This is a genomic window from Streptomyces sp. PH9007, from assembly GCF_059813725.1.
The window spans coordinates 478,528-500,499 of sequence record NZ_CM187440.1 but is presented as its reverse complement, the minus strand read 5'-3'; the positions used below and the strand labels follow the sequence as shown (position 1 = coordinate 500,499).

Annotated in this window: 14 protein-coding genes and 1 pseudogene; 10 read left to right on the top strand and 5 right to left on the bottom strand. The window is 75.2% G+C overall.

What is annotated here, in order from left to right:
* Nucleotides 1–317: 317 nt before the first annotated feature.
* Nucleotides 318–926: a pyridoxamine 5'-phosphate oxidase family protein gene (locus ACTFAP_RS02090; protein ID WP_495683250.1), complete on the bottom strand. Its 609-nt coding sequence runs from the start codon at nt 924–926 to the stop codon at nt 318–320.
* Nucleotides 927–1,046: 120 nt separating this feature from the next.
* Between ACTFAP_RS02090 and ACTFAP_RS02085 the strand changes: the two are divergent.
* Nucleotides 1,047–1,208 (top strand): annotated as a pseudogene (locus tag ACTFAP_RS02085) (argininosuccinate synthase); the annotation flags it as partial.
* The gene (argH, locus tag ACTFAP_RS02080) at nt 1,205–2,638 is read left to right on the top strand and encodes an argininosuccinate lyase (RefSeq protein ID WP_500468058.1); all 1,434 of its coding nucleotides are present in this window, start codon (nt 1,205–1,207) and stop codon (nt 2,636–2,638) included. The pseudogene ACTFAP_RS02085 and the gene argH, both read left to right, overlap by 4 nt.
* 62 nt (nt 2,639–2,700) lie before the next feature.
* On the opposite strand, the gene ACTFAP_RS02075 is transcribed toward argH, so the two are convergent.
* Entirely contained in the window at nt 2,701–3,702 is a 1,002-nt protein-coding gene (locus ACTFAP_RS02075; RefSeq protein WP_500468056.1) for a Gfo/Idh/MocA family protein, read from the bottom strand.
* Between the two features lie 156 nt (nt 3,703–3,858).
* Here ACTFAP_RS02075 and ACTFAP_RS02070 point away from each other — a divergent pair, with 156 nt between their 5' ends.
* From ACTFAP_RS02070 to ACTFAP_RS02045, 6 genes are all read left to right on the top strand, one after another.
* Nucleotides 3,859–4,710 carry a DUF4132 domain-containing protein gene (locus tag ACTFAP_RS02070; RefSeq protein ID WP_500468055.1) on the top strand — a complete coding sequence of 284 codons (852 nt, stop codon included), beginning with the start codon at nt 3,859–3,861 and terminating at the stop codon, nt 4,708–4,710.
* On the top strand, nt 4,707–9,731 hold the full coding sequence (locus ACTFAP_RS02065) for a hypothetical protein (protein WP_500468054.1): 5,025 nt from the start codon (nt 4,707–4,709) through the stop codon (nt 9,729–9,731). The genes ACTFAP_RS02070 and ACTFAP_RS02065 overlap by 4 nt, the downstream gene beginning before the upstream one ends.
* Entirely contained in the window at nt 9,728–10,930 is a 1,203-nt protein-coding gene (locus tag ACTFAP_RS02060) for an ATP-binding protein (RefSeq protein ID WP_500468052.1), read from the top strand. Before ACTFAP_RS02065 ends, ACTFAP_RS02060 begins: the two co-directional genes overlap by 4 nt.
* 2 nt (nt 10,931–10,932) lie before the next feature.
* On the top strand, nt 10,933–14,850 hold the full coding sequence (locus ACTFAP_RS02055) for a DUF5682 family protein (RefSeq protein ID WP_500468051.1): 3,918 nt from the start codon (nt 10,933–10,935) through the stop codon (nt 14,848–14,850).
* An 85-nt stretch (nt 14,851–14,935) separates the two neighbouring features.
* Complete coding sequence (locus tag ACTFAP_RS02050) at nt 14,936–16,762, top strand: hypothetical protein (protein WP_500468050.1); 1,827 nt, start codon at nt 14,936–14,938, stop codon at nt 16,760–16,762.
* A gap of 5 nt (nt 16,763–16,767) precedes the next feature.
* On the top strand, nt 16,768–17,739 hold the full coding sequence (locus ACTFAP_RS02045; RefSeq protein WP_500468049.1) for an aldo/keto reductase: 972 nt from the start codon (nt 16,768–16,770) through the stop codon (nt 17,737–17,739).
* Nucleotides 17,740–17,751: 12 nt separating this feature from the next.
* Here the strand turns inward: ACTFAP_RS02045 and ACTFAP_RS02040 are convergent, their stop codons facing one another.
* Nucleotides 17,752–18,432: a lysophospholipid acyltransferase family protein gene (locus ACTFAP_RS02040; protein WP_500468048.1), complete on the bottom strand. Its 681-nt coding sequence runs from the start codon at nt 18,430–18,432 to the stop codon at nt 17,752–17,754.
* A gap of 203 nt (nt 18,433–18,635) precedes the next feature.
* Between ACTFAP_RS02040 and ACTFAP_RS02035 the strand changes: the two genes are divergently transcribed.
* Nucleotides 18,636–19,796 carry a glycerophosphodiester phosphodiesterase family protein gene (locus ACTFAP_RS02035; protein WP_500468047.1) on the top strand — a complete coding sequence of 387 codons (1,161 nt, stop codon included), beginning with the start codon at nt 18,636–18,638 and terminating at the stop codon, nt 19,794–19,796.
* Nucleotides 19,797–20,030: 234 nt separating this feature from the next.
* The gene (locus tag ACTFAP_RS02030) at nt 20,031–20,546 is read left to right on the top strand and encodes a GNAT family N-acetyltransferase (RefSeq protein ID WP_495683243.1); all 516 of its coding nucleotides are present in this window, start codon (nt 20,031–20,033) and stop codon (nt 20,544–20,546) included.
* A 22-nt stretch (nt 20,547–20,568) separates the two neighbouring features.
* Here ACTFAP_RS02030 and ACTFAP_RS02025 read toward each other — a convergent pair whose 3' ends face one another.
* Both ACTFAP_RS02025 and ACTFAP_RS02020 read right to left on the bottom strand, forming a co-directional pair.
* The gene (locus ACTFAP_RS02025; protein WP_500469376.1) at nt 20,569–20,955 is read right to left on the bottom strand and encodes a hypothetical protein; all 387 of its coding nucleotides are present in this window, start codon (nt 20,953–20,955) and stop codon (nt 20,569–20,571) included.
* Nucleotides 20,956–21,049: 94 nt separating this feature from the next.
* A complete protein-coding gene (locus ACTFAP_RS02020; protein WP_390125511.1) occupies nt 21,050–21,427 on the bottom strand; it encodes a hypothetical protein in 378 nt (125 codons plus the stop codon).
* Between the last annotated feature and the right edge of the window lie 545 nt (nt 21,428–21,972).

Here is a 21,972-nt window from a genome sequence, read left to right as displayed (position 1 = left end):
GGACGGGGCGCCGCCGGTCGGCGGGCAGCCGTACGGCGATGACGCGTGGCGTTGTCAGCTTGACCGCTTTTCGGACAGCGCGGAACGGCGCGTTCCGGATCACGTTCACGCCGGGCGCGCTCCAGTGCGCCGGCTTGAACCAGCGTCGCGCCGCTGACCAGGGTGCTCCGTGTCCGCGGCCCCGCCGTACCCCTGCCGATGGCGCCCTGATCTCCGGATTCTGTCGCGCGCCCCTCATTTCGAACGCGCTGCGCATGGTTCCCCCGTGCGGGTTCCCGGCCTCGCGTGCCTCGCCGCCCCGCCCGGCGGGTGCGGATTCAGCCCGCCGGGCGTTCGCCCCGCGGCGGAGTGGGCGGCAGGGGGAGCGGCAGGCCGGGGAGCCCGTCGATGCTCCGGGCGATGTGGTCCTTCTGGTGGAAATAGGCGTCCAGGCTCTCGTCCGTCTCCCGGGCGAAGCGGGAGGCGTGCAGCGGCCGCTCGCCGTCGTAGCTCATGAACGGCACCGCGTAGCCGCAGGAGTCGCGGATGAGTTCTGCGGTGACCACGATGATCGCCCGGTGGCCGTGCGCGGCGGGGTCGATGGTGGTGAAGTGCGTCATCAGCTCCGGCCAGCGCGGGTCGTCCCGGAAGACCGGCTCCCCGTGGCCGTGCACGCGGACGATGGTGGGCGGCCCCTGGAAGGCGCACCACATCAGGGTGATGCGGCCGTTCTCGCGGAGGTGGGCGACGGTCTCCGCGTTGCTGCCGGCGAAGTCGAGATAGGCGAGGGTGTGCTCGTCGATCACGACGAGGGAACCGCGCAGGCCCTTGGGCGAGAGGTTGACGGTTCCGGTGCCGGAGAGCGGGGCGGTGGCGGTGAAAAAGATCGGCTGTTCCTCGATGAAGATCCGCAGCCGTCCGGCTATCCGGTCATAAGTCTTTCCCATGGGCTTAGTCTGCTCCACCGCCCCGGGAAGCAGGCGGGGAGTTTTTTTGACGGGCCATGCGGCAGGATGCATACTTATTCGGAACAGCGTATGCATCCTGAGGAGGGACCCGTGACCGAGCGCGTCGTGGTCACCGGCCGCAGGTCCCCCCCATCGCTGGACGACTTCGACCTGGCCACCTGCGACACCGGCGACACGCCCCACCCGTCGATGTCCCAGGGATTCACCGAGATCTTCGGCACGTCCGGAATGATCGCCGCACGACGGGACCTGACACCGTGACCCACACCGCACCGAACGACGTCAAGCTCTGGGGCGGCCGGTTCGCCGACGGCCCCGCCGCCGCCCTGGAGAAGCTCAGCGCCTCCGTGCACTTCGACTGGCGGCTCGCGCCCTACGACATCGCCGGATCCCGCGCCCACGCCCGGGTCCTGCACCGTGCCGGGCTGCTCACCGACGACGAGCTGGAGCGCATGCTGGCCGGGCTCGACCGGCTGGCCGCCGATGTCGCGGACGGCTCGTTCACCGGGACCATCGCGGATGAGGACGTGCACACCGCCCTGGAGCGCGGCCTGCTGGAGCGGCTCGGCCCCGACCTCGGGGGCAAGCTGCGGGCCGGCCGGTCCCGCAACGACCAGGTCGCCACCCTCTTCCGGATGTACCTGCGCGACCACGCCCGGATCATCGGCGCCCTGATCGCCGACCTCCAGGAGGCCCTGGTCGGCCTCGCCGAGGCCCACCCCGAGGTCGCCATGCCCGGGCGGACCCACCTCCAGCACGCCCAGCCGGTGCTCTTCGCGCACCATGTGCTCGCCCACTTCCAGGCCCTGTCGCGGGACGCGCAGCGGCTGCGCCAGTGGGACGAGCGCACCGCGGTCTCGCCGTACGGCTCGGGCGCGCTGGCCGGTTCCTCGCTGGGGCTCGACCCGCAGGCGGTGGCCGCCGACCTCGGCTTCGAGGGCGGCTCCGTCGCCAACTCGATCGACGGCACCGCCTCCCGGGACTTCGTCGCCGAGTTCGCCTTCATCACCGCGATGATCGGCGTCGACCTGTCGCGGATCGCCGAGGAGATCATCATCTGGAACACGAAGGAGTTCTCCTTCGTCACCCTCCACGACGCGTTCTCCACCGGCTCCTCGATCATGCCGCAGAAGAAGAACCCGGACATCGCCGAGCTCGCGCGCGGCAAGTCGGGCCGGCTGATCGGCAATCTCACCGGGCTGCTGGCGACCCTCAAGGCGCTGCCGCTCGCGTACAACCGGGACCTCCAGGAGGACAAGGAGCCGGTCTTCGACTCCTGCGACCAGCTGGAAATCCTGCTGCCGGCCTTCACCGGCATGCTGGCCACCCTCACCGTCCACCGCGAGCGGATGGAGGAACTGGCCCCCGCCGGGTTCTCCCTGGCCACCGACATCGCCGAGTGGCTGGTCAAGCAGGGGGTGCCGTTCCGGGAGGCGCACGAGAGCGCGGGCGAGTGCGTCAAGGTCTGCGAGGCGGCCGGCATCGAGCTCGACGAGCTGACCGACGAACAGTTCGCGAAGATCTCGCCGCGGCTGACGCCGCAGGTGCGGAGCGTTCTCAACGTGCCGGGCGCGCTCGCCGCGCGCGACGCGAGGGGTGGCACGGCACCGTCCGCCGTCGCCGTACAACTGGCCGAGGCTAAGGCGGATCTGACGGTGCAGCGGGAATGGAGCAGCCCCGCCGTCGTCTGATGCTCCGCCGGGAGACGGCGGGCCGGGGCGGACCAAAGCCCGCCCGGGCCCGCCGTGTCCGGTTACTCGCCGGGGAAGCGCAGCCCGATGCGCTCCCGCGCCGCGTCCAGGGTCCGCATCACCGCCAGGGTGCCTTCCAGCGGTACCAGCGGGGACTCGGTCTCGCCCGCCCGCAGCGCCCGCATCACCTCGGCCGCCTGGTGCGCGTACGTCTGGTGCGGGCCCAGGTCCGTGAACTCCTGCGGCTCCGCACCCTCGCGGTGCAGCGTGAACCGGTCCGGGAAGAAGAACCCGCCGGGCAGGTCGATGCGACCGGCCGAGCCGGTGACCGAGGCCCGGTTCGCGGTGCCCGCGACCAGTGAACAGGTCAGCGCCGCCACCGCTCCGCTGTCATAGCCGAGCAGCAGCCCGGTGTTCTCGTCCACTCCGCCGCTCATGTGCGCCCACGCCGTGACATGCTCCGGCTCACCCAGCAACAGCTGGGCGAAGGACACCGGATACACCCCCAGATCCAGCAGCGCCCCGCCGCCGAGCGCCGGGTCGCGCAGCCGGTGCTCCGGCGGTATCGGCCCGGCCAGCCCGAACTCGGCGTTCACGGAGCGGATCTCACCGATCGCCCCGTCCCGCACCAGCTCGGTGATCCGGCGAATCGCCGGATTGCAGTACATCCACATGGCTTCCATCAGGAAGACCCCGCGCTCCCTGGCCAGCGCCACCAACGCGCCCGCCTCGGCCGCGTTCAGCGTGAACGGCTTCTCGCACAGCACCGGCTTCCCGGCCAGCAGGGCGGTACGCACCGCCGCGTGGTGCGCGCTGTGCGGAGTCGCCACGTACACGACATCCACCTGCGGGTCCTCCGCCAGTTCCTGCCAACTGCCGTACGCGCGCGGCAGGGAGAAACGCTCCGCGAATCTTCGCGCCGACTCCTCGGTGCGCGAACCGACCGCCACCACCTCGGCGTCCGGCATCGCCATGATGTCCGCCGTGACCGCGGCGGCGATCGAGCCGGTCGCCACAATTCCCCACCGGATGGGGGACTTCGGACCCTGCGTGGCCTCGTTCATCTGGCCCTCCTCCGTGCTGCCGGCCGGCTCGGCCGGCGTTGTCAGTGGCTCCCCCTACAGTTCGATCATCGTAGGCACGGCGCGGCCGTGCCGGGAGATCCGGGCCCGATCCGGGCGGCCGGACGCTGCCCTCGGGCAACCACAGGGGAGATGGTGATGGGGTGGATCAGCGCGGGCGCCTATGAGGTGGCGCTCGACGACGGCGGCAAGGTCATCTGCCGCAACGCGAAGGGACGGCAGCTGAAGACCGTCCCCGCGAAGATCGCGGACGATCCGGCGGTGATCGGGCTGCGGCAGCTCACGGAGTGGCTGGAACGCCACCAGCGCGAGTGCGTGGCCACGGTCGAGCGCTGGATGATCCGCTCCCTGCCCGTGCCCACCGCCGCCCTCGTGGAGCTGTGGCCGGACGCGGCCTGGCAGGCGGCGCTGCGCGACCTCGTCATCACCGACAGCGGCGGCGCGGTGGCCGGTTACCTCCGGGACGCCAACCCCGTACGCGGCCTGGGCCTGGTCGACCTGGACGGCGACAGCGTCCGCATCACCCCCGAACAGATCCGTGTCCCGCACCCCGTACTCCTGGAGGACCTCGGCGAACTGCGGGACTTCGCCACCGAACTCGACCTGCGGCAGGGCGTGGGACAGCTGCACCGCGAAGTGTTCCGGCGGACCGTCGAGGACCCGAAGGCACACTCCGTGGACACCTACGCCGGCGGCGTCTACCAGCGCTTCCGCTTCCTGGCGGGCCGCGCCGTCTCGCACGGCTACCGGGTGCGCGGCGGCCAGGCGGTCTGCCCCGTCTTCGAGGACGGGCGCACCGTCGAGGCCCGGGTGTGGCTGGGCGACGCCGGCTACGACGAGGCGGAGACCGGTCCGCTGAGCTGGACCACCGCCGAGGGGTCCGCGCTGCCCCTGGGCGAGGTCGGACCGGTCGCCTGGTCCGAAGGCATGCGCATGGCCGCCGATCTCTACGCCGGCCGGGACATCAAGAGCAGCGAGGAGCGGGCATGAGCGGCACCGGCACGACCACCACGAACGGGCCACGGCCCGCGGCCCTGCTGGAGGCCGGCGCCATCCTGCCCCCCGGCAGCCTGACCGGCGACGACACCGACACCCTGACCGCCCGCCACTACCGGCACCCGCTGCTGGCCGGCCGTACCGTCGTCCGGCTCGTCCCCGGCACCCTCGGTGAGGCCGAGGACCTGGCGCTCGACTTCCTCGGCCTCACCCGCGAGGGGGAGCCCCGCACCATCGGCCAGGTGCGCCGCGAGACGCTGGGCTTCCCCGCCTGGGCGCTGGTCAACGACCCCGCCAACGGCCACCACGCACTGGCCCTGGTCCAGGACATCGAACGGCTCGCCGCCATGGCGGCCACCCGCGCCGGCGCCGCCAAGGAGGGCTTCGACGAACTCGGCACCCGGCTGGACCGCTCCGCGCCCCACTTCCTGCCCACCTTCTACGAGCAGGCCGCCCGGGTCTTCCTCGCCCAGGACAACACCCAGTACGCCGCCGCCTTCTTCGGCAAGGCCCGCGCCGCCGAGCGAGTGCACTCCCTGGACGTCGACGAAGCCCGGCAGCGCGCCGTCTTCCTGGAGTTCGCCTTCGCGGGCGCCCTCACCGTCAAGGCCCTCAAGGAACACCTGAAGGACCTCACCGCCCGGCTGTCCCCCGAAGCCGCATGGGCCCAGTTCCGGCAGCTCACGGTCGAACGCTGCGCCGCAGGACTGCCCCCGTACGCCTCGCTCCCGCAGGACGCCCGCTCCCTCGTCCGCACCGCCGGACTCGACGCGCGGCAGGAGGAACGAGCCCTGCTCACCGAACTGCTGGCCTCCCCGGCCGTGGTACGCGCCCCGCTGTCCTTCTGGCAGTCCTACCGGGAGGCGATCGCCTCGCTCGCCCGGGACGAGCCGGCGATCCGGCGCCGGCTGCTGGAGTTCATCCCCGCCACGGCGAACGACGAGGCCGCCGACACCCTGTGGCTGAGCCTGCTCGCCGAGGCCGGCGCCCAGGACCTGCTGACCACGGTCGACGAGGACGGCGCCGGGCCCGGCGTGGACGCCGCCGACTGGCTCTCGCGCTGGGCCACCCACCTGCACGCCGGCTGGCAGCGCACCGGCCGGTCGGCCGCCACCTACGCGCTGGTCCCCCGGATGGCGGGGCGGCTGCGCTCGGCCGGCCAGCCGGTGACGATCGCCGGGGCCGGCCGCTACGGGCGCACCGACCTGGAACTGCTGGACACCGCCCTGGAATGCGGCATCCCGGTCGCCGGCCCCGACGCCGGCTCCGGCTGGGGCCGCGACCTGGAGCAGTGGCTCGGACTCCCCGCCGACATCCGCCGCGACCTGGCCGCCGTCGCCGCCGACGCGCGCTTCGCCCCGCTGCTGTCACAGGCGGTCGGCGGCGTCGGCCACGGCCGCGGGGCGGCCCAGCGGCTGGCCACCATCGCCGCCCATCCCGTCCTGCGCGTGGTGCTCCACGACTGGCTGGCCTCCCGCGCCGAGGACTTCACCCGCGCGCCGGGACTGCCCGCCGCCGAGTCCGTGCTGAGCGCGCTGCTCCCCTTCCGCCCCGTCGCCGCCGAGGTGAACCCGCGGGCGGTGGCCCGGGTCGCCGCCCACCCCCTGCCGCCCGTACTCGCCCACACCCTGCGCGCCGGCATCATCGACGAACTCGGCTGGCCCGCCCTGGAAGAAGCGATGAGCCGCCTGGAGGCCACCGGCCGCTCCACCGGCAAGCACGGCTGGTTCGTGATGGACGAGTCCTCCTGGCCGGCGCTGATCCTGGCCAACCCCGAGCGGGCCCTGGTGGTGGGCCCCGACGAGATCCTGCTCGACCACGCACTGCGCATCCCCGACCGCCTCGACAGCTGGTACAAGCCGCAATTCCGGTACGTCGACGGCGAACTGCTCGTCCAGTGGCGGCACGACGGCAGGCCCCGCGCCTACTGGTCCGCCCGCCCCGCCGAGATCTTCACCCCCACCGGCACCCCGGGCGGCAGCTGGCGGAGCACCCCGTCCCCCACTTCGCTGCCGCTGCCCGGCGGCGGCACCGCCACCGGCACCGGCACCCTGCGGGCCGGCGACACCCGGCTGCCGGCCGAACGCTTCGTGATGAGCGACGGCACCGGTCACTGGCGCCTCTCCTTCCGCAGCCGTGCCGTGTGGACCGAGTACGACCCGGTCAGCGGTGAGGGCGGCCGCAACTCCCTGCCCGCCTTCCTGGCGGACGCCGCCGAGGGTCCTGGTGAGCTGGACCAGCAGCACTCCACCCTGCTGCCCATGGCGCCGGGCCTGGAGAACACCCCGCTGGGCACCGACGGCACGCTGCTCGGCTGGTGGAGCCGGTACGACGCCGCCACCGGCCGGGCCCAGGCCGGCGGCACCGACGGCCGCACCGCCTCCCTGACCGGCGTCACCGACGGCTCCGGGGCACTGCCCGTCGGATCGCTGCTGCTGCCCGGCGGCGCCCGGCCGGTCATCGCCGCCCAGGGCGACACCATCGCCGTGTACGACGAAGGCGCCGACCGGAACACCGGCGCGCTCGGCAAGGCGCAGAAGGGCCGCCGCAACGACGACTTCGCCGGCGGCACCCCGCTGCTGCCGCCCCTCGCCCACTGGCACGCGCTGCGGGCCCGCGACGAGCACGGCTCGCACGGACTGCGGAAGCTGACCGACGACCTCGCGGCACGCCTGGTCACCGACCTCACCGCGACGCTGGAGGAGCGGGACCTGGCCGAACGCGCCGCTCGCGCCGGCACCACACTCACCCCCGCCCAGCAGGAAGAACTGCGCCGGGAGCGGACCCACGCCCTCAGCTCCGTGGTCGCCCGGGCACTGCCCCCGGTCACCGATCCCGCGCTGCGTCGCGGCATAGCCGGGCTCGTGGCCTGCGCCGTACGCCTGGGACGGACGGTGGAGCGCTTCATCCAGCCCCCGCAGCCCGCCGAGACCCGCCGCGATCTGGCCATGTTCGAGGACTACCGGCCGCAGCACGGGGAGGAGCACGTCCTCGTGCGGGCCGTCGCCGGACTCGTCCCTGGCCTCGGCGGCGGCTACCACCCGCAGGGATCCTGGCTGACGCTCCAGCAGGCCCGCGCCGTCCAGCAGGTCATCGCCGGCCGCCCCGCCGACGGCAAACCGCTGCCCAAGCGGCACCGCGAGGAGACCCTGACCGGCGGCTGGACCACCGACGCGTGCATCGTCCCCGTCGGAGCGGGCAACTGGCCCCAGTTGCTGCCCGCTCTGCCCACCCTCGGCTACCGCGCCACCGCGGCGGCCACCGGGGACGCCGAACGCGAAGCACTGCTGCTGCTGTTGTCCGCTCTCGCCGAGGGCCCACTCACCGGCGGGACGGGCACCGTGCGCACCGTCGTGCTGCGGGCGGATGAGCGTGACCAGCAGCGAGGCGGACAGGTGCTGCGCCACGGCGGGCGCACCGTCGTCGTCCTCGGCCGCCGGCCGGGCTGCCACGAGCGGGACCACGCCTGCTGGAGCGCTCTGGACCACGACCCCGGGGGCACCTTCGAGGCCCTCCCCGGCTTCGTTCACAGCGAGGAACGGCCGCTGAACCCGGGGCTCACCTCGGACCGGGCCGCCGAACTCGTCCGGCTGGTGCGCGAGCACGGCCCCGCGCCGTGGCAGCCGGAGGCCGTCACCGCGTTCGCCGCCGACACCGGGACCGGCCCGACCCGGGCCGCGCTGCTGCTGGCCGCCCTGCCGGACGAGCCGGACGCCGCCACCGCCGCGTCCATCGGCCTCAAGGCGGGCACCGCCAAGATCGCCGGCGAGCTGCTGACCGCTCTCGGCACCCACGGCGATCTCCCCGCGGTGGTCGGCGCGCTGCTCCCCGAGCAGCTCACGGAGCTGTGGAAGACCGGCCCCGACACGGCGGCCGCCGCACGGCGCTGGCACAGCGCCCTCGGCACCCTGCTGCTGCCCTCCGAGGACGCCATGACCCGGCTCGGCCCCGGCGAGGCGCACTCCGCCCTGGCCGTGCTCAATCCCCGGAACACCCCCTGGATCAGCAGGACGACCACCCAGCGCCTGGTCACCCACCAACGGCACCACAGCACGTACGCCGAGCTGACGGCCGAGGACCCCGCCGCCGTCCCCACCATGGCCGATCTCGCCCGCGCCGCCCGGACGCTGCTGCACCTCGCGTACGCCCTGCCCTACGGCGACCCGCTGCGCGCCGCGCTGCCCATCGCCCTGACCGCACTGCGGCAGCGCCTCAGCGATCCGGAACTGCTGCTCTCGGCCGGATACAGCTGGCTGCCGGACGGCAAGCAGCTGTCCGCGGCGCTGCGCCAGGCGTACGGGCTGCCCAAGGAGGGCGGCGCCGGGGCCGACGGGCTCACCCCGGTCGGCGAGGTCTTCGTCCTCGCCCCCTCCTACGGCTCCACCGAGACCGTGCTGGTGCGCCCGGCCGCGCTCAAGGGAGCGGAGGATCCGGCCCTCGGCCTGCTGACCGGGCTCAGCGGTTCCGCCGCGTACAGCCCGCTGTGGGCCGTGCAGACCATCCTGGGCGACGGGGTGGCCGCGGCCGTCGCCGCAGGCCACGGGGCGGGACAGGCACCCGGGTACGCCCAGGACCCCGAGTTCAGCGTCCCCGACCTGGTCACCGAGGTGGCCGCCGCCCACGCACTGAGCCGGGACGCCGCCGCGCTCTACCTCCAGCTGCTGGCCCTGCCCGACCCCACCGACCGTCACCTCACCCGCTGGAGCGGCTGGAAGCCCGCGCGGAACAAGCGGGCCCGCGCCGAACTGGCCGCCACCGCACTCGTGGTCGAGGCCAAGCGACCGCGCGCCGGACGCACCCTGTTCCTGCCCGGCGGCTGGCAGCCGCACGACGCTCCCCAACTGCCCATGGAGACCTGGAAGCAGTCCCTGTACACGGGCTCCGGCCGGAACCTGCCGCTGCCGATGGGCCCGGTGCCCGAGCTGTTCCGGAGCGCCTGGGCCCGTGCCACCGGGGGCGACGCGCCCGCCTTCGAGGAACTCACCACCCGCGCCACCAGGAAGGGCCGCCGATGACCAGCGCCACCACCGCCACCCCCACGGGTCCCGCCGCCGAACAGCGGCAGATCGTCCCGCCGGAGGACCGGTACGCCACCGAACTCGCCTTCCTGGCCGCGCACGACACCGGCCCGCGCCCGCCCGGCTGGCGGCTCACCCCGCACGCCGCGGTCACCTTCGTGATGGGCAGCGCCGGGGAGCCGCTCACCCTGCCGGCCCCCGGGGAGGCCCGCGCCGCGGATGTCCCGGAGGGGCTGCCGCGCCGACTGGTCATCGAGCAGAAGTTCGTCGGCGAACGCGCCCTCGTCGAACGCTGCGTCATCACCCTCGCGGGCGAACGCGGGCTGCTGCTGGTCGGCGAACCGGGCACCGCCAAGTCCCTGCTCTCCGAGCTGCTGGCCGCGGCCGTCTGCGGCACCAGCGCGCTGACCGTCCAGGGCACGGCGGGCACCACCGAGGACCAGCTCAAGTTCGGCTGGAACTACGCCCTGCTGCTGGCCCAGGGCCCCAGCCGCTCCGCCCTGGTGCCCTCCCCGGTCCTCAGCGCCATGACCACCGGCGCGGTGGCCCGCGTCGAGGAGATCACCCGCTGCCTGCCGGAGGTGCAGGACGCCCTGGTCTCCCTGCTGTCCGAACGGCGCGTCGCCGTACCCGAACTCGCCGGCGGACCGGACGCCCAACTCCACGCCGCCCCCGGCTTCACCCTCATCGCCACCGCCAACCTGCGCGACAAGGGCGTCTCGGAGATGTCCGCCGCCCTCAAACGCCGCTTCAACTTCGAGACCATCGGCCCCATCGCCGACCTCGACACCGAGACCGAGCTGGTCCGCCGCCAGTCCCGGGCCGCTGTCGAACGCACCGGCGCCCGCTACGGCGTCGACGACGCGGTCCTCGAAGTCCTGGTAACCGCCTTCCGCGAACTGCGCGGCGGCCGCACGGCCGAGGGCTGGGAGGTGGAACGCCCGTCCACCGTAATGAGCACCGCCGAAGCCGTGTCCGTGGCCACCGCCCTGGGCCTGGCCGCCGCCTACTTCCCCACCGACCGCGACCCGCTGCGGCTGCTCCCCGGCCATCTGCTGGGCGTCGTCCGCAAGGACGACCCCGCCGACGCCGCCCGGCTGCTCGGCTACTGGGACGGCGCGGTGCGGCGGCGCGCCGAGGCGGGCGCCACCACCTGGCGCACCCTGTGGGACCTGCGCGCCGTACTGGAGGACTGAGCATGACCCGCACGACGGACGCCGGCCCGGACGCCGCCCGGGCCCGGGACGTCCTCGCCGAGCTGACCGACCCGGCCGGTGCCCTGCTGATCGGCGTACGGCACCACGCGCCGTCGCTGGCGACGGCGCTGCCCGCCCTGCTGGACGCGGCCGAACCCGACGTGCTGCACGTCGAACTCCCGGCCGACCTCCAGGACTGGCTGCCCTGGCTCGCCGACCCGCAGACCCGCGCGCCGGTGGCCCTGGCCGCCGTTCCCCCGCACCCCACGGACGGCACCGGCATCACCGGCCCCGGGTTCTACCCCTTCGCGGATTTCTCCCCCGAGCTGGTGGCCCTGCGCTGGGCCGCCCGCCGGGGCGTCCCCGCCGTCGCCGCCGACCTGCCGCTGAGCGACCCGGCCTGGCGGCACCCGCGCCGCACCGGCACCGGGCGCCCCGGACTCGAACACGCCATGCGGGCGCGGCTCACCGGGCGCGACAGCGATGACCTGTGGGACCGGCTGGTCGAGGTCGGCGCCCCCGGATCGAGCCCCGAGGCGGTGCGCCGCGCGGCGCTGCTGGCCGGCTGGGCGCTGCGCCGGGACGCCGAGGACGGCGCCGGGATCGACCCGCTCGACCTGCGCAGGGAACGGTGGATGCGGTCCGGGCTGGCCGGGGCCGCGGACCGGGGACACCGGGCGGCGGCCGTGATCGGCGCCTTCCACGCGCCCGCCCTCACCGCCACCGCCGTACGGGCCCCGGACCCCGATCCGGACCCGGGCCCGTCGCCGACGGCTGCCGCCGCGCCGCCGTGGACCGTCTCCCTCATCCCGTACACCTACGCCCTGCTGGACGAACGCTCCGGCTACCCCGCGGGCATCCGCGACCCCGAATGGCAGCATCAGGTGCTGGCGGCGGGCGGCGACCCGCAGGAACTGGCCGAGGCCCTCACCCGCACCGCCGTGCGGATCTGCGCCCAGCTGCGCGCCCAGGACCATCCCAGCGGGCCGGCGGACGCCACGGAGATCATCCGGCTGGCCACCGACCTCGCCCGGCTGCGCGGACTGCCCGCGGCGGGGCGCGGCGAACTCGTCGAGGCCGTCCAGAGCACCCTCGCCCAGGGCGAGCCCTTGGGGCGTGGCCGGGCGGTCTCCCGCGCACTGGAACACGTCCTGGTCGGTGACCGCACGGGACGGCCCGCGCCGGACGCCCCCCGCGGTGGCCTCGGCCCGGCCGTGGAACGCGAGCTCGCCGACCTCGGACTGCCGGGGCCCGACGGTGCCGCCGGCCGGGCCGAGCGCGAACTGCGCCTGGATCCGCGCCGCTCGCCGCGCGACCGGCGCCGCGAGCTGCTGCTGCGCCGGCTCACCGTGTGCGGCATCCCGTACGCGACCGAGCGCCGGGTCAGCGGGGCGGGCGGCGCCGAGGCCGTCACCACCCGCTGGCACGTGGCCTGGACCCCGGCCACTGCGGCGATGCTGGTCGCCGCCGGGATCCGCGGGGTCACCCCCGCCCAGGCGGCCGAGGGCACGCTGCGGGCCCGGCACCGTACCGAGCGGGCGGCGGGCGGCCCGACCGCCGCCCAGGTGATCGCCGGTCTCGAGGAGGCCGCCGCGTGCGAGCTGACCGCCCTGACGGCGGAACGGCTCGCCGAGACCGCCGCGATTGTCCCCGCCTCCGGCACGCTGCCCGAACTGCTGGCGGCGCTCACCCTGCTGGACCGGCTGGCCGGTCCGGACGACGCGGCCGTGGCCACCGGACCGACCGTGGAACTGCTGACCGGGGCGGCGGTACGGCAGCTGGACGGCCTGACCGGCTCCGAGGACCCGGCCGACGCGCGCGCCCTGCTGGAGCTGGCCCACCGCGCGGACGCGTCCGGCGGACTGCGGCTCACCGACGCGCTCGCCCGGCTGGCCCGGGACGGCTCACCGCTGATGTCCGGGGCGGCGCACGCGGTACGGGTGCTGCTGGGGCAGCAGCGGCCGGGTGAGCTGGGGGAGCGGGTGGCGTCCTGGGTGGACACCGCCACGACCCCGGAGGGCCGGGCGGCCCTCACCGCACGGCTGACGGGCCTGCTCACGGCGGCGGGCCCGCTGCTGGAGACCGCGCCGCAGGCGCTCGCGCCGCTGCTGGAGCGAGTGGTCGAACTGCCCGACCAGCCCTTCCTGGAGCGTCTCCCGGCCCTGCGCGGCGGCTTCGACACCCTCAGCCCGGCCGCCCGGGACCGCCTGCTGGCGGCCGTGGAGGACGAACTCGGTGCCCCGCTCGCCACGCTGCCCGACACCGACCCCCGCACCCTGGCCCGCTGGACGGCCGCCGACCTGGCCGCCCGTGCGGCGCTGGCCGCCCTGGACCTGCTGCCCCCCGCGAGCGGCGCCACGCCGACCGCGGTCCCCGCCCCGCGAGCGGCCGGGCAGCGGGCCGCCACGGCCGGTGCCCAGGGCGGCACGGCGACGGCGACCATGACCGGCACCGGTTCGCCGGCGGGAGCGGGGCAGCGGGGCACCGGCACGGATCGCCCCGGCGGCCACGGCGCGACCGTCGCGCCGCCGGCCGGCGCGGAAGCCGGTGCGCCGGGCGGGCCCCTCGGGCGCGACGGGGGCCGGGCCGTGGCCGGCTCCGCGACCACCACGGGCGACCACCCCGAGGCGTCCACAGGACCGTCCCCGCGCACGGGGAACGGCGACCCGGCCCCCCGTGACGCCCCTGGCTCCGGTGGGGTCCGGACGGCGGTCGCCGCCGGAAGCGGAGCATCCGAACCCGGCGCGGACACGGACCGGACACCGGCTGCCCCCGGCACGAGGGGCGCCGGCAGCCCTGCGGGCGAGCCGACGATCCTTCCGCACGACCGCTGGCGCCTCGTGCTCGGGCGGGGCGCCGAACGACTGCCCGCGCGGGCGCGGGCGGCGGCCACCGCACTGGACGAGCTGTACGGGGCGGGCCGCGGCGAAGGCGCGGGCGGCGATCTGGTCGGCGGTCACGGCAACGGCGGCGGGCGCGAGGCCGCCTACCCGGGAGTGCGCGAGTGGGCCGGTGAACTCGCCGCCCTGTTCGGCCCCGGCGTCCGCGAAGAGGTCCTGGCCGCCGCCGTCGCGGCCGGGCGTACGGACGCCGTGTTCGCGCTCGACCCCGACCGGGCCCGGCCCTCCGTGGACCTGCTGCGCACCGTCCTGCGGCACGCGGGCGGCCTCCCCGAGGCCCGGCTGGCCGCCCTGCGGCCCCTGGTCCGGAAGCTGGTCGACGAGCTGACCCGGCAGCTCGCCACCCGGCTGCGCCCGGCCCTCACCGGAACCGCCCTGCCCCGGCCGAGCCGGCGCCCCGGCGGCGGGCTCGACCTGGCCAGGACCGTACGCGCCAACCTCGGCACCGCGCACCGCGGCCCCGGCGGCCGGGTCCAGCTCGTGCCGGAGCGCCCGGTCTTCCGCAGCCGCGCCCGGCGCTCCGCCGACTGGCGGCTGATCCTGGTCACCGATGTCTCCGGCTCCATGGAGGCGTCCACCGTCTGGTCCGCGCTCACCGCGTCCATCCTGGCCGGGGTGCCCGCGCTGAGCACCCACTTCCTGGCGTTCTCCACCGAGGTCATCGACTTCACCGACCAGGTGCACGACCCGCTCGGCCTGCTCCTCGAAGTACAGATCGGCGGCGGCACCCACATCGCCGCGGGACTGCGGCACGCCAGGAGTCTGGTCACCGTGCCCTCCCGCACCCTGGTCGTGGTGGTCAGCGACTTCGAGGAGGGCTACCCCCTGGGCGGGCTGCTCGCCGAGGTGCGCGCGCTGGTGGACTCCGGCTGTCATCTGCTGGGCTGCGCCAGCCTGGACGACACCGGGCGCCCCCGCTACAGCACGGGCACCGCGGGGCAGCTGGTGGCGGCCGGGATGCCCATCGCCGCCGTCAGTCCGCTGGAACTCGCCCGCTGGGTGGGGGAGAAGATCCGGTGACCCGCACCACCGCCCGCCCGGCCCCCGGCCACCCCGCCACCGCCCTCTTCCCCCGCTCCCTTCCCGTCCTCGCCGGAGACACGTGATGACCGATCCCGCCCCCGACGACATCGCGCTGCCGCCCGTCGCCCCCGAGGTCACCGCCCAGCTGGCGCGCACCCTCAGCCCACGGTTGCGCAAGCGGCTCGACGCCGCCGCCGCGAAGCTCGCCGCCCGCCCCAGAACACGGGAGGGGGACACCGTGCGCATCGCCGTCGACGACGACACCACGCTCGAACTCCACGCCCCCACCGGCTCGGTCGACGCCACCGACGCCATCCGCTGCGGCTGTCTGCTGGCCCCCGACTGTGTGCACCGGGCCGCCGTCGCCGCCGCCGCTCCGGTGGCCGAGCCGGCCCCGCCGGGAGACGCCGCGGACACGCCGGACGCCACCGCCGCCCAGCCCGTCCCGGCCGGTCCGCTCCCCGGTGACGGGGAGCCGGCCGCCCCCGACCCGGACCAGCGCGCCGCCGCCACCGCCCTGTGGCGGGCCGGGGCCGCCGTACTGGAGGCCGGCATCGAGGGAGCCGGGGCGCTCGTCCAGGCCGAACTGCTGCACGCCGCGCACACCGCCCGCCTCACCGGCCTGCACCGTCCCGCCACCCTCGCGATCGCCACCGTGAACGGCCTGCGCGCCGCCCGCTCCGCCGACCCCGGCCACCGGCTCGCCGAGCTGACCGCCACCGTCCGCGAGCTGCTGATGGTCTGTCATGCCCTGCGCCGCCCCGCCGCGCCCTCCGGCCCTTCCCTCGCCGCCCTGCGCGGCACCACCCGCCGCCCCTACACGCCCGGCGGTTCCCTGCGGCTGTACGGCCTGTGCTGCGAGCCGGTGCTCGCCCGCAGCGGCCACGCCGGGGTGGTCACCTGGGTCCTGGGAACGGACGGGCAGTTGTTCGCCCTCACCGACGTGGCGCCCGGCGGCGCCGGCCGCGCGGCGGACGCGGCCGGCTACACCGTGCGGCTCGGTGACGCCTCCTGCACCCACCGCGAGCTGGCCCGGGGCGGACTCGTCGTCTCCGGTGCCACCGTCTCCCCGGACGGCAGACTGGGCGCCGGCCGGGGCGTACGCGCCGTACGGGCCGAGGGCGCGCCCTGGCACGCGGAACCGGTCGCCGCCCTGTGGGAGGTGCCGCTCCCCGACCAGATCGCCCGCGCCCTCGATGACCCCGACCCCACCTCCGCCGCCGGTCTGGTCTTCACCGACCTCACCGTGCTCGGCCCGGTGCGCGAAACGGGTGCCCCCGACGTCCTGGCGGCCGACTGCGCCGGGCTGACCGTTCGCATCGCCCCCGGGGACGAACACCCCGGACTCGCCCACCGGGACAACCTGCGGCTGCTGGCGGCCGCCCCCGGGCTGCGCCTGCGCGTCATCGCCCGGCTGGTGCCCGCCGACCACCCCAGGCTGCGGCTGCTGGCGGCCGGCCCCGTCCCCGGGGCCACCGCGGGCGGGGGCCCGCGCCAACCGGTCGATCTCGGCTACGACCGGCTGCGCCGCGCCGACCTGCCCGGCGCGGGCGCCACCCCCGCCCCGCCCGCCGACCTGGGGGAGGCGGCTCCCGCGCCCCTGCATCTGCTGCACCGGCGCGTCCAGGCCGCGCTCGCCGCCGGCCGGCCCGCCGTCGCCCTGCCCGGCAGCACCGAGACGGACCGTCAGCGGCTGCGGCACGCGGGCCTGTCCACCGCCGCCGATCTCCTGGCCGCACTGCACCGGGCGGCCGCCGACCGTACCCGTGACGTTTTCGGCCGGCTGCGGCCCGCCGACGCCGAACGGTTCGCCCTCGCCTGGCTGGCCGCCGCCCACTACGGGGACCGCGCCGCGCACGCGCTGTGCGCCGCCGCCTGGGCCGCCCCGCGGGCCGCACCGGTAGCGTGAGACCCATGGCGTTCTCCCGTTTCAGCCCCGACGCGACCCCGGCCGCCCGGATCGGCCTGGGCCTGGCCGCCGTCGGCCGCCCCGGCTACATCAACCTGGGGCGGGCCGGTGATCTGCCCGCCGAACGCACCGTCGGCGCGCTGCGCGAGCGCAGCCATCAGCTGCTCGACGCCGCCCACGCCGCCGGGGTGCGTTACCTGGACGCGGCACGCTCCTACGGCCGGGCCGAGGAGTTCCTCGCCGGCTGGCTGGCCGACCGCCCCGGCGTGCGCGATGTCGTCGTGGGCAGCAAATGGGGCTACACGTATACGGCCGAATGGCGCGCCGACGCCGCCACCCACGAGGTGAAGGACCACAGCGCCGCCACCTTCGACCGGCAGTACGCGGAGAGCACGGCGCTGCTCGGCGACCGGCTGGACCTGTACCAGATCCACTCCGTGACCCCGGACAGCCCGGCGCTGCGCGACCCGGCCGTCCTGGAGCGGCTGGCCGCACTGCGCGCCGCCGGGACCGATGTCGGCCTGTCCACCAGCGGCCCGGCCCAGGCGGAGGCGATCCGCGCGGCGCTGGAACTGCGGTACGAGGACGGGCCGCTGTTCCGCACGGTGCAGTCCACGTTCAATGTGCTGGAGCCCTCGGCGGGCGAGGCGCTGGCCGAGGCGCACGCGGCCGGGCTGACCGTCATCGTCAAGGAAGCCATGGCCAACGGCCGGCTCGCCGGTGAGGCGGCTCCGCCCGCGCTGCGGGAGATCGCCCGGGAGCACGGCACCGGGCCGGACGCGGTGGCGATCGCCGCCGTACTGCACCGGCCGTGGGTGGGGATCGTGCTCTCCGGGGCGGCCACCGTGCCCCAGCTGACGGGGAATCTGGCCGCCGCGCGGCTGCGGCTGGACCCGCGGGAGCTGGCCCGGCTCACGGAACTGGCCGAGCCCGCCGCGCGGTACTGGGCGAAGCGCTCGGCGCTGCCCTGGAGCTGACGGCGCCGGAGGTCAGGCGGCCCGCGCCTTGGTGGCGTACATGTCCACGTACTCCTGCCCGGACAGCCGCATGACCTCGGTCATCACCTCGTCGGTGACGGCCCGCAGCACGTAACGGTCGCGGTCCATGCCCTCGTACCGCGAGAAGTCCAGCGCCTCACCGAACCGTACGGTGATCCGGCGTCCGCGCCCGACGCGCGGCAGCCCCTTGCCGCCCGGCTGCACCCGGTCGGTGCCGATCATCGCGAACGGCACCACCGGCGCGCCGGACATCAGCGTCAGCCGGGCGATGCCGGTGCGCCCCCGGTACAGCCGGCCGTCGGGGGAGCGGGTGCCCTCGGGGTAGATCCCGAAGACCTTGCCCTGCTCCAGCACCCGCAGGCCGGTCATCAGGGCCGCGACCCCGCCGTGGCCGCCGTCCCTGGCCACCGGGATCATGCCGACCCCGGTGAAGAACCAGGCCATGATCCGCCCCTTGAGGGAACGGCCGGTGACGTACTCGTCCTTGCCGATGAAGTGCACCTGCCGCTTGGAGATGAGCGGCAGGATCACCGAGTCGATGAAGGTCAGATGATTGCCCGCGAGCACGACCGGGCCCTCGCCGGGGATGTTCTCCAGGCCCTCGACCCTGGGTCGGAAGAAGAGCTTCAGCAGGGGGCCGAACAGCGCCCTCAGCAGAGTGAAACGGGACAAGGTTCCCTCCGGTCGGTGGTTGCCAGCGCGCGGGAAGCACACAGCTCAAGGACGATACTCGCGTGTGCGGGCTCGCGGCGCACGGGGTTCACGCAGCGGACACGCATTTTTGATGTGCCTTTGTCATGTCTGCACCCGAAGATCCCCGTCCGGGTGCTTCCCGCTCCCTACCATCGCCGCGACGCGTGGATCACGGAGGCAGCATGGCGGCAGACCAGGAAGCCGGGCCCGGGCACGACGGCAGGCGGCTGACCCGGCGCACCCTGCTGGGCGCCACGGTGGCCGGTGCGGGCGCCACCGCCCTGCTGGGCGCCGTCGGCGCCCGCGCCGCCCGGTCGCCCGCGGCGGGTGGCGGCGACCCGCCCACACCCACCGTCATCGCCCACCGCGGCGCCAGCGGCTACCGGCCGGAACACACCCTCGGCTCCTACCAGCTGGCCCTCGACCTCGGCGCCGACGCCATCGAGATCGATCTGGTGCCCACCCGCGACCACCAGCTGGTGTGCCGTCACGAGAACGAGATCTCCGGCACCACCGACGTCGCGGACCGGCCCGAATTCGCCGACCGGAGAACCACGAGAACGGTGGACGGCGAACCGTTGACGGGCTGGTTCACCGAGGACTTCACCGCCGCCGAACTCGCCACCCTCGGCGCGGTCGAACGGCTCCCCGCCCGCCGCCCGAACAACACCCTCTACAACGGCCGCTGGAGCGTCCCCACCCTCCAGGAGGTCCTGGAGTGGGCCGCGGAACGGGGCCGGGAGCGCGGCCGGCCCGTCTGGCTGTGCCTGGAGCTGAAACACCCCACCCACTTCCGCTCCCTCGGTCTCGACCTCGAGGAGCCGCTCACCCGGCTGCTGCACCGCCACGGACTGCACCACGCCGGATCACCCGTCCTGCTCCAGAGCTTCGAGGCCGACAGCCTGCGCCGGATGGCCGAACGGACCGAGACCCGCCGCACCCTGCTGCTCGCCGGACCCAACCAGCGCCCCTACGACCTCCGGCGGGCCGGCGACCCGCGCACCGTCGCCGACCTGATCACCCCGGACGGGCTGCGGGAGATCGCCGGCTACGCCCAGGTCATCGGCCCCACCCTCGACCTGGTCATCCCGCGCCGTGACGACGACACCCTGGGCGCCCCCAGCACCCTGATCGGCGACGCCCACGACCGGGGCCTGAGCGTGCACGGCTACACCCTGCGCAACGAGAACGTCTTCCTGCCCGCCGAATTCCGCACCGGGGAGCGCGAGAACCGCTACGGCGATGTCTTCGGCGCTACCCGCGCCTACCTCGACCAGGGCATCGACGGCATCCACACCGACCACCCCGACACCATGCTGCTGGTCGCCGCCGACCGGCGCTGACCCCCGGCGCGTCCCCTTCTCCTCCCGGGCGCCGGCTCATGCGCCGGGGTCCAGTCGTACATCTCACAAGTCGGTTGTCGCGTGCACCCTCCCCAGGCGCGCCGGTTGCCCGCACAATGCAGGGGGCGCCCGGTCCGGTCAACCGGCGGGTGCCGTCAGGGCATTCACCGGCCGGCGGCGCACACCCTCCTTCACGTGCCCCGGCCCATCACCTCGTTGGGGAGACGTGAGCACATGGGCATGAGCGTCACGATCGACAAGGCGGCCGAGCAGGACGCCGAACAGATCCTCAAACTCCAGTACCTGTGCTATCAGGCGGAAGCCGAGCTGGCCGGGGACTACCAGATCGACGCGCTGACCCAGACGGCGGGCGAACTGCGCGCCGAGATGCGGGCCGGCCTGGTCCTGGTGGCCCGGCTGGGCACCGAGGTCGTCGGCTCGGTACGCGGCACCGTCGACGCGGACGGCACCGCCTCCATCGGCCGGCTGATCGTGCACCCCCGGATGCAGCGCCACGGGCTCGGCGGCCGGCTGCTCGACCGGATCGAACACCGGCTGGCCGCCGAGGCCGACGCCGCCCGCTACCGGCTGCACTCGGGCCAGCGCGGCGAGGGCAACCTGCGCCTGTACCGCCGGCTCGGCTACGCGCCGGTGGCCACCGAGCACGTCTCCCGGCAGCTGAACGTGATCACCCTGGAGAAGATCCGGGCGCAGCAGCCGCTGCCGCAGACCCTGGCCGCCAGCGCCTGATCCCGGCGGCCCTCAGTGGCCGTCAGCGCTCGTGCTGCCGGGACCGGCGCAGCCACAGCAGCCCGGTCACCGGCAGCACGAGCGGCAGGAAGAGATAGCCCCGGCCGTAGTCCGACCACACGGTCGCGTCCGGGAAGGCGGAGGGGTCCACCAGCGTCCAGGTGCCCACCACGAGGACCCCGGCCAGCTCGGCGGCGCAGCACACCAGGGCGAGGCGCCGGGCCCCTTCCCCGCCGCGCACCAGCGCCACCGTGATGAAGGCGTAGACGAGCGCGGCGACGGCGGACAGTGTGTACGCCAGCGGGGCCTCGTCGAAGCGGGTGGAGAGCTGGTAGACGGAGCGCGAGGCCGCGCCCACGGTGAAGATCCCGTACAGCGTGACCAGCAGCCGGCCCGGCCCGTGCCGCAGACCGCGCGGGGCGGCCTCCGGTGCCGCTCCGGCGTCCTGCGGCCCGTCCGGCTCCGGGGCCCGCGGCGGTACGGGGGCGGTGGGGATCTCGCGCTCAGCCAACGCTCACACCGCCCGCCCACACGTCGTCCAGGCGCAGCTGGAGCACGGCCAGCACCAGGGCGCCCGCCGCCACCGTCGCCGAGCCCCACCGGGTCCGTTCGCCCAGCGAGACCATGGCCACCACCGGCAGGCACAGGGGCACCGCGACCAGGTACGAGGCGAAGACCACGGTGCTGTCGCCCGAGGGGCGTTCGCCGCCGGAGAGCTGGACGACCCCTATCGCCAGTTGCACGATCGTGAGCAGCAGCACGACGCCCATGCCCAGGTAGTGCCAGTCCTTGACGGGCTGGTCCCGCAGCGCGGCGTACCCGCACCAGGCGGCCAGCAGCAGCGCGGCCACGGCGACCGCGACCGTCAGGGGGGTGAGCATGGGCCGACTCTACTGCGCGGTCCCGACCCGCCCCGACCCACCCCTGACCCTCCCGGGCCCGGGTCCGCACGCCGTGGCGTTGGCCACAGTGGTCCCTTGCGCACGTCCCGCCCCGCACCCGGTACGTACCCGGCCGGGCTCGGTATTCGCGCAGGTCAAGTGGGGTTCGGGCGCCCTCGGGAAGGGTGCCCGCCAGCCGGACGTCCTGTCCAGCATGCGGACAGGGCTGTCCGGGGAAAGGAACGCGCCACAGCCGTTCTGTTTTACTGGTCGGCATGACCGCGACGAGCATGCGTGCCGTGACGACCGAGGCAGCCCCCCTGCCCGGTGCTCGTTGTCGGGGCCGAATGTGTGACCGCTGAGGGCCCCCGCACGAGCCGTCTCGCGCCCCGAAGCGACACCTGACAGCCGCCGGCCGGCACCACCTGCCCGGCCCTCCGGCCCCGCGCTCATCCTCTCTCGTTGTCCCCGCGGACCCCGCGCGCGGACATGCCCCGTGCCCGGCGCGCCGAGCCGCGCGCCCGGACATCTCGACTGTGACGGGA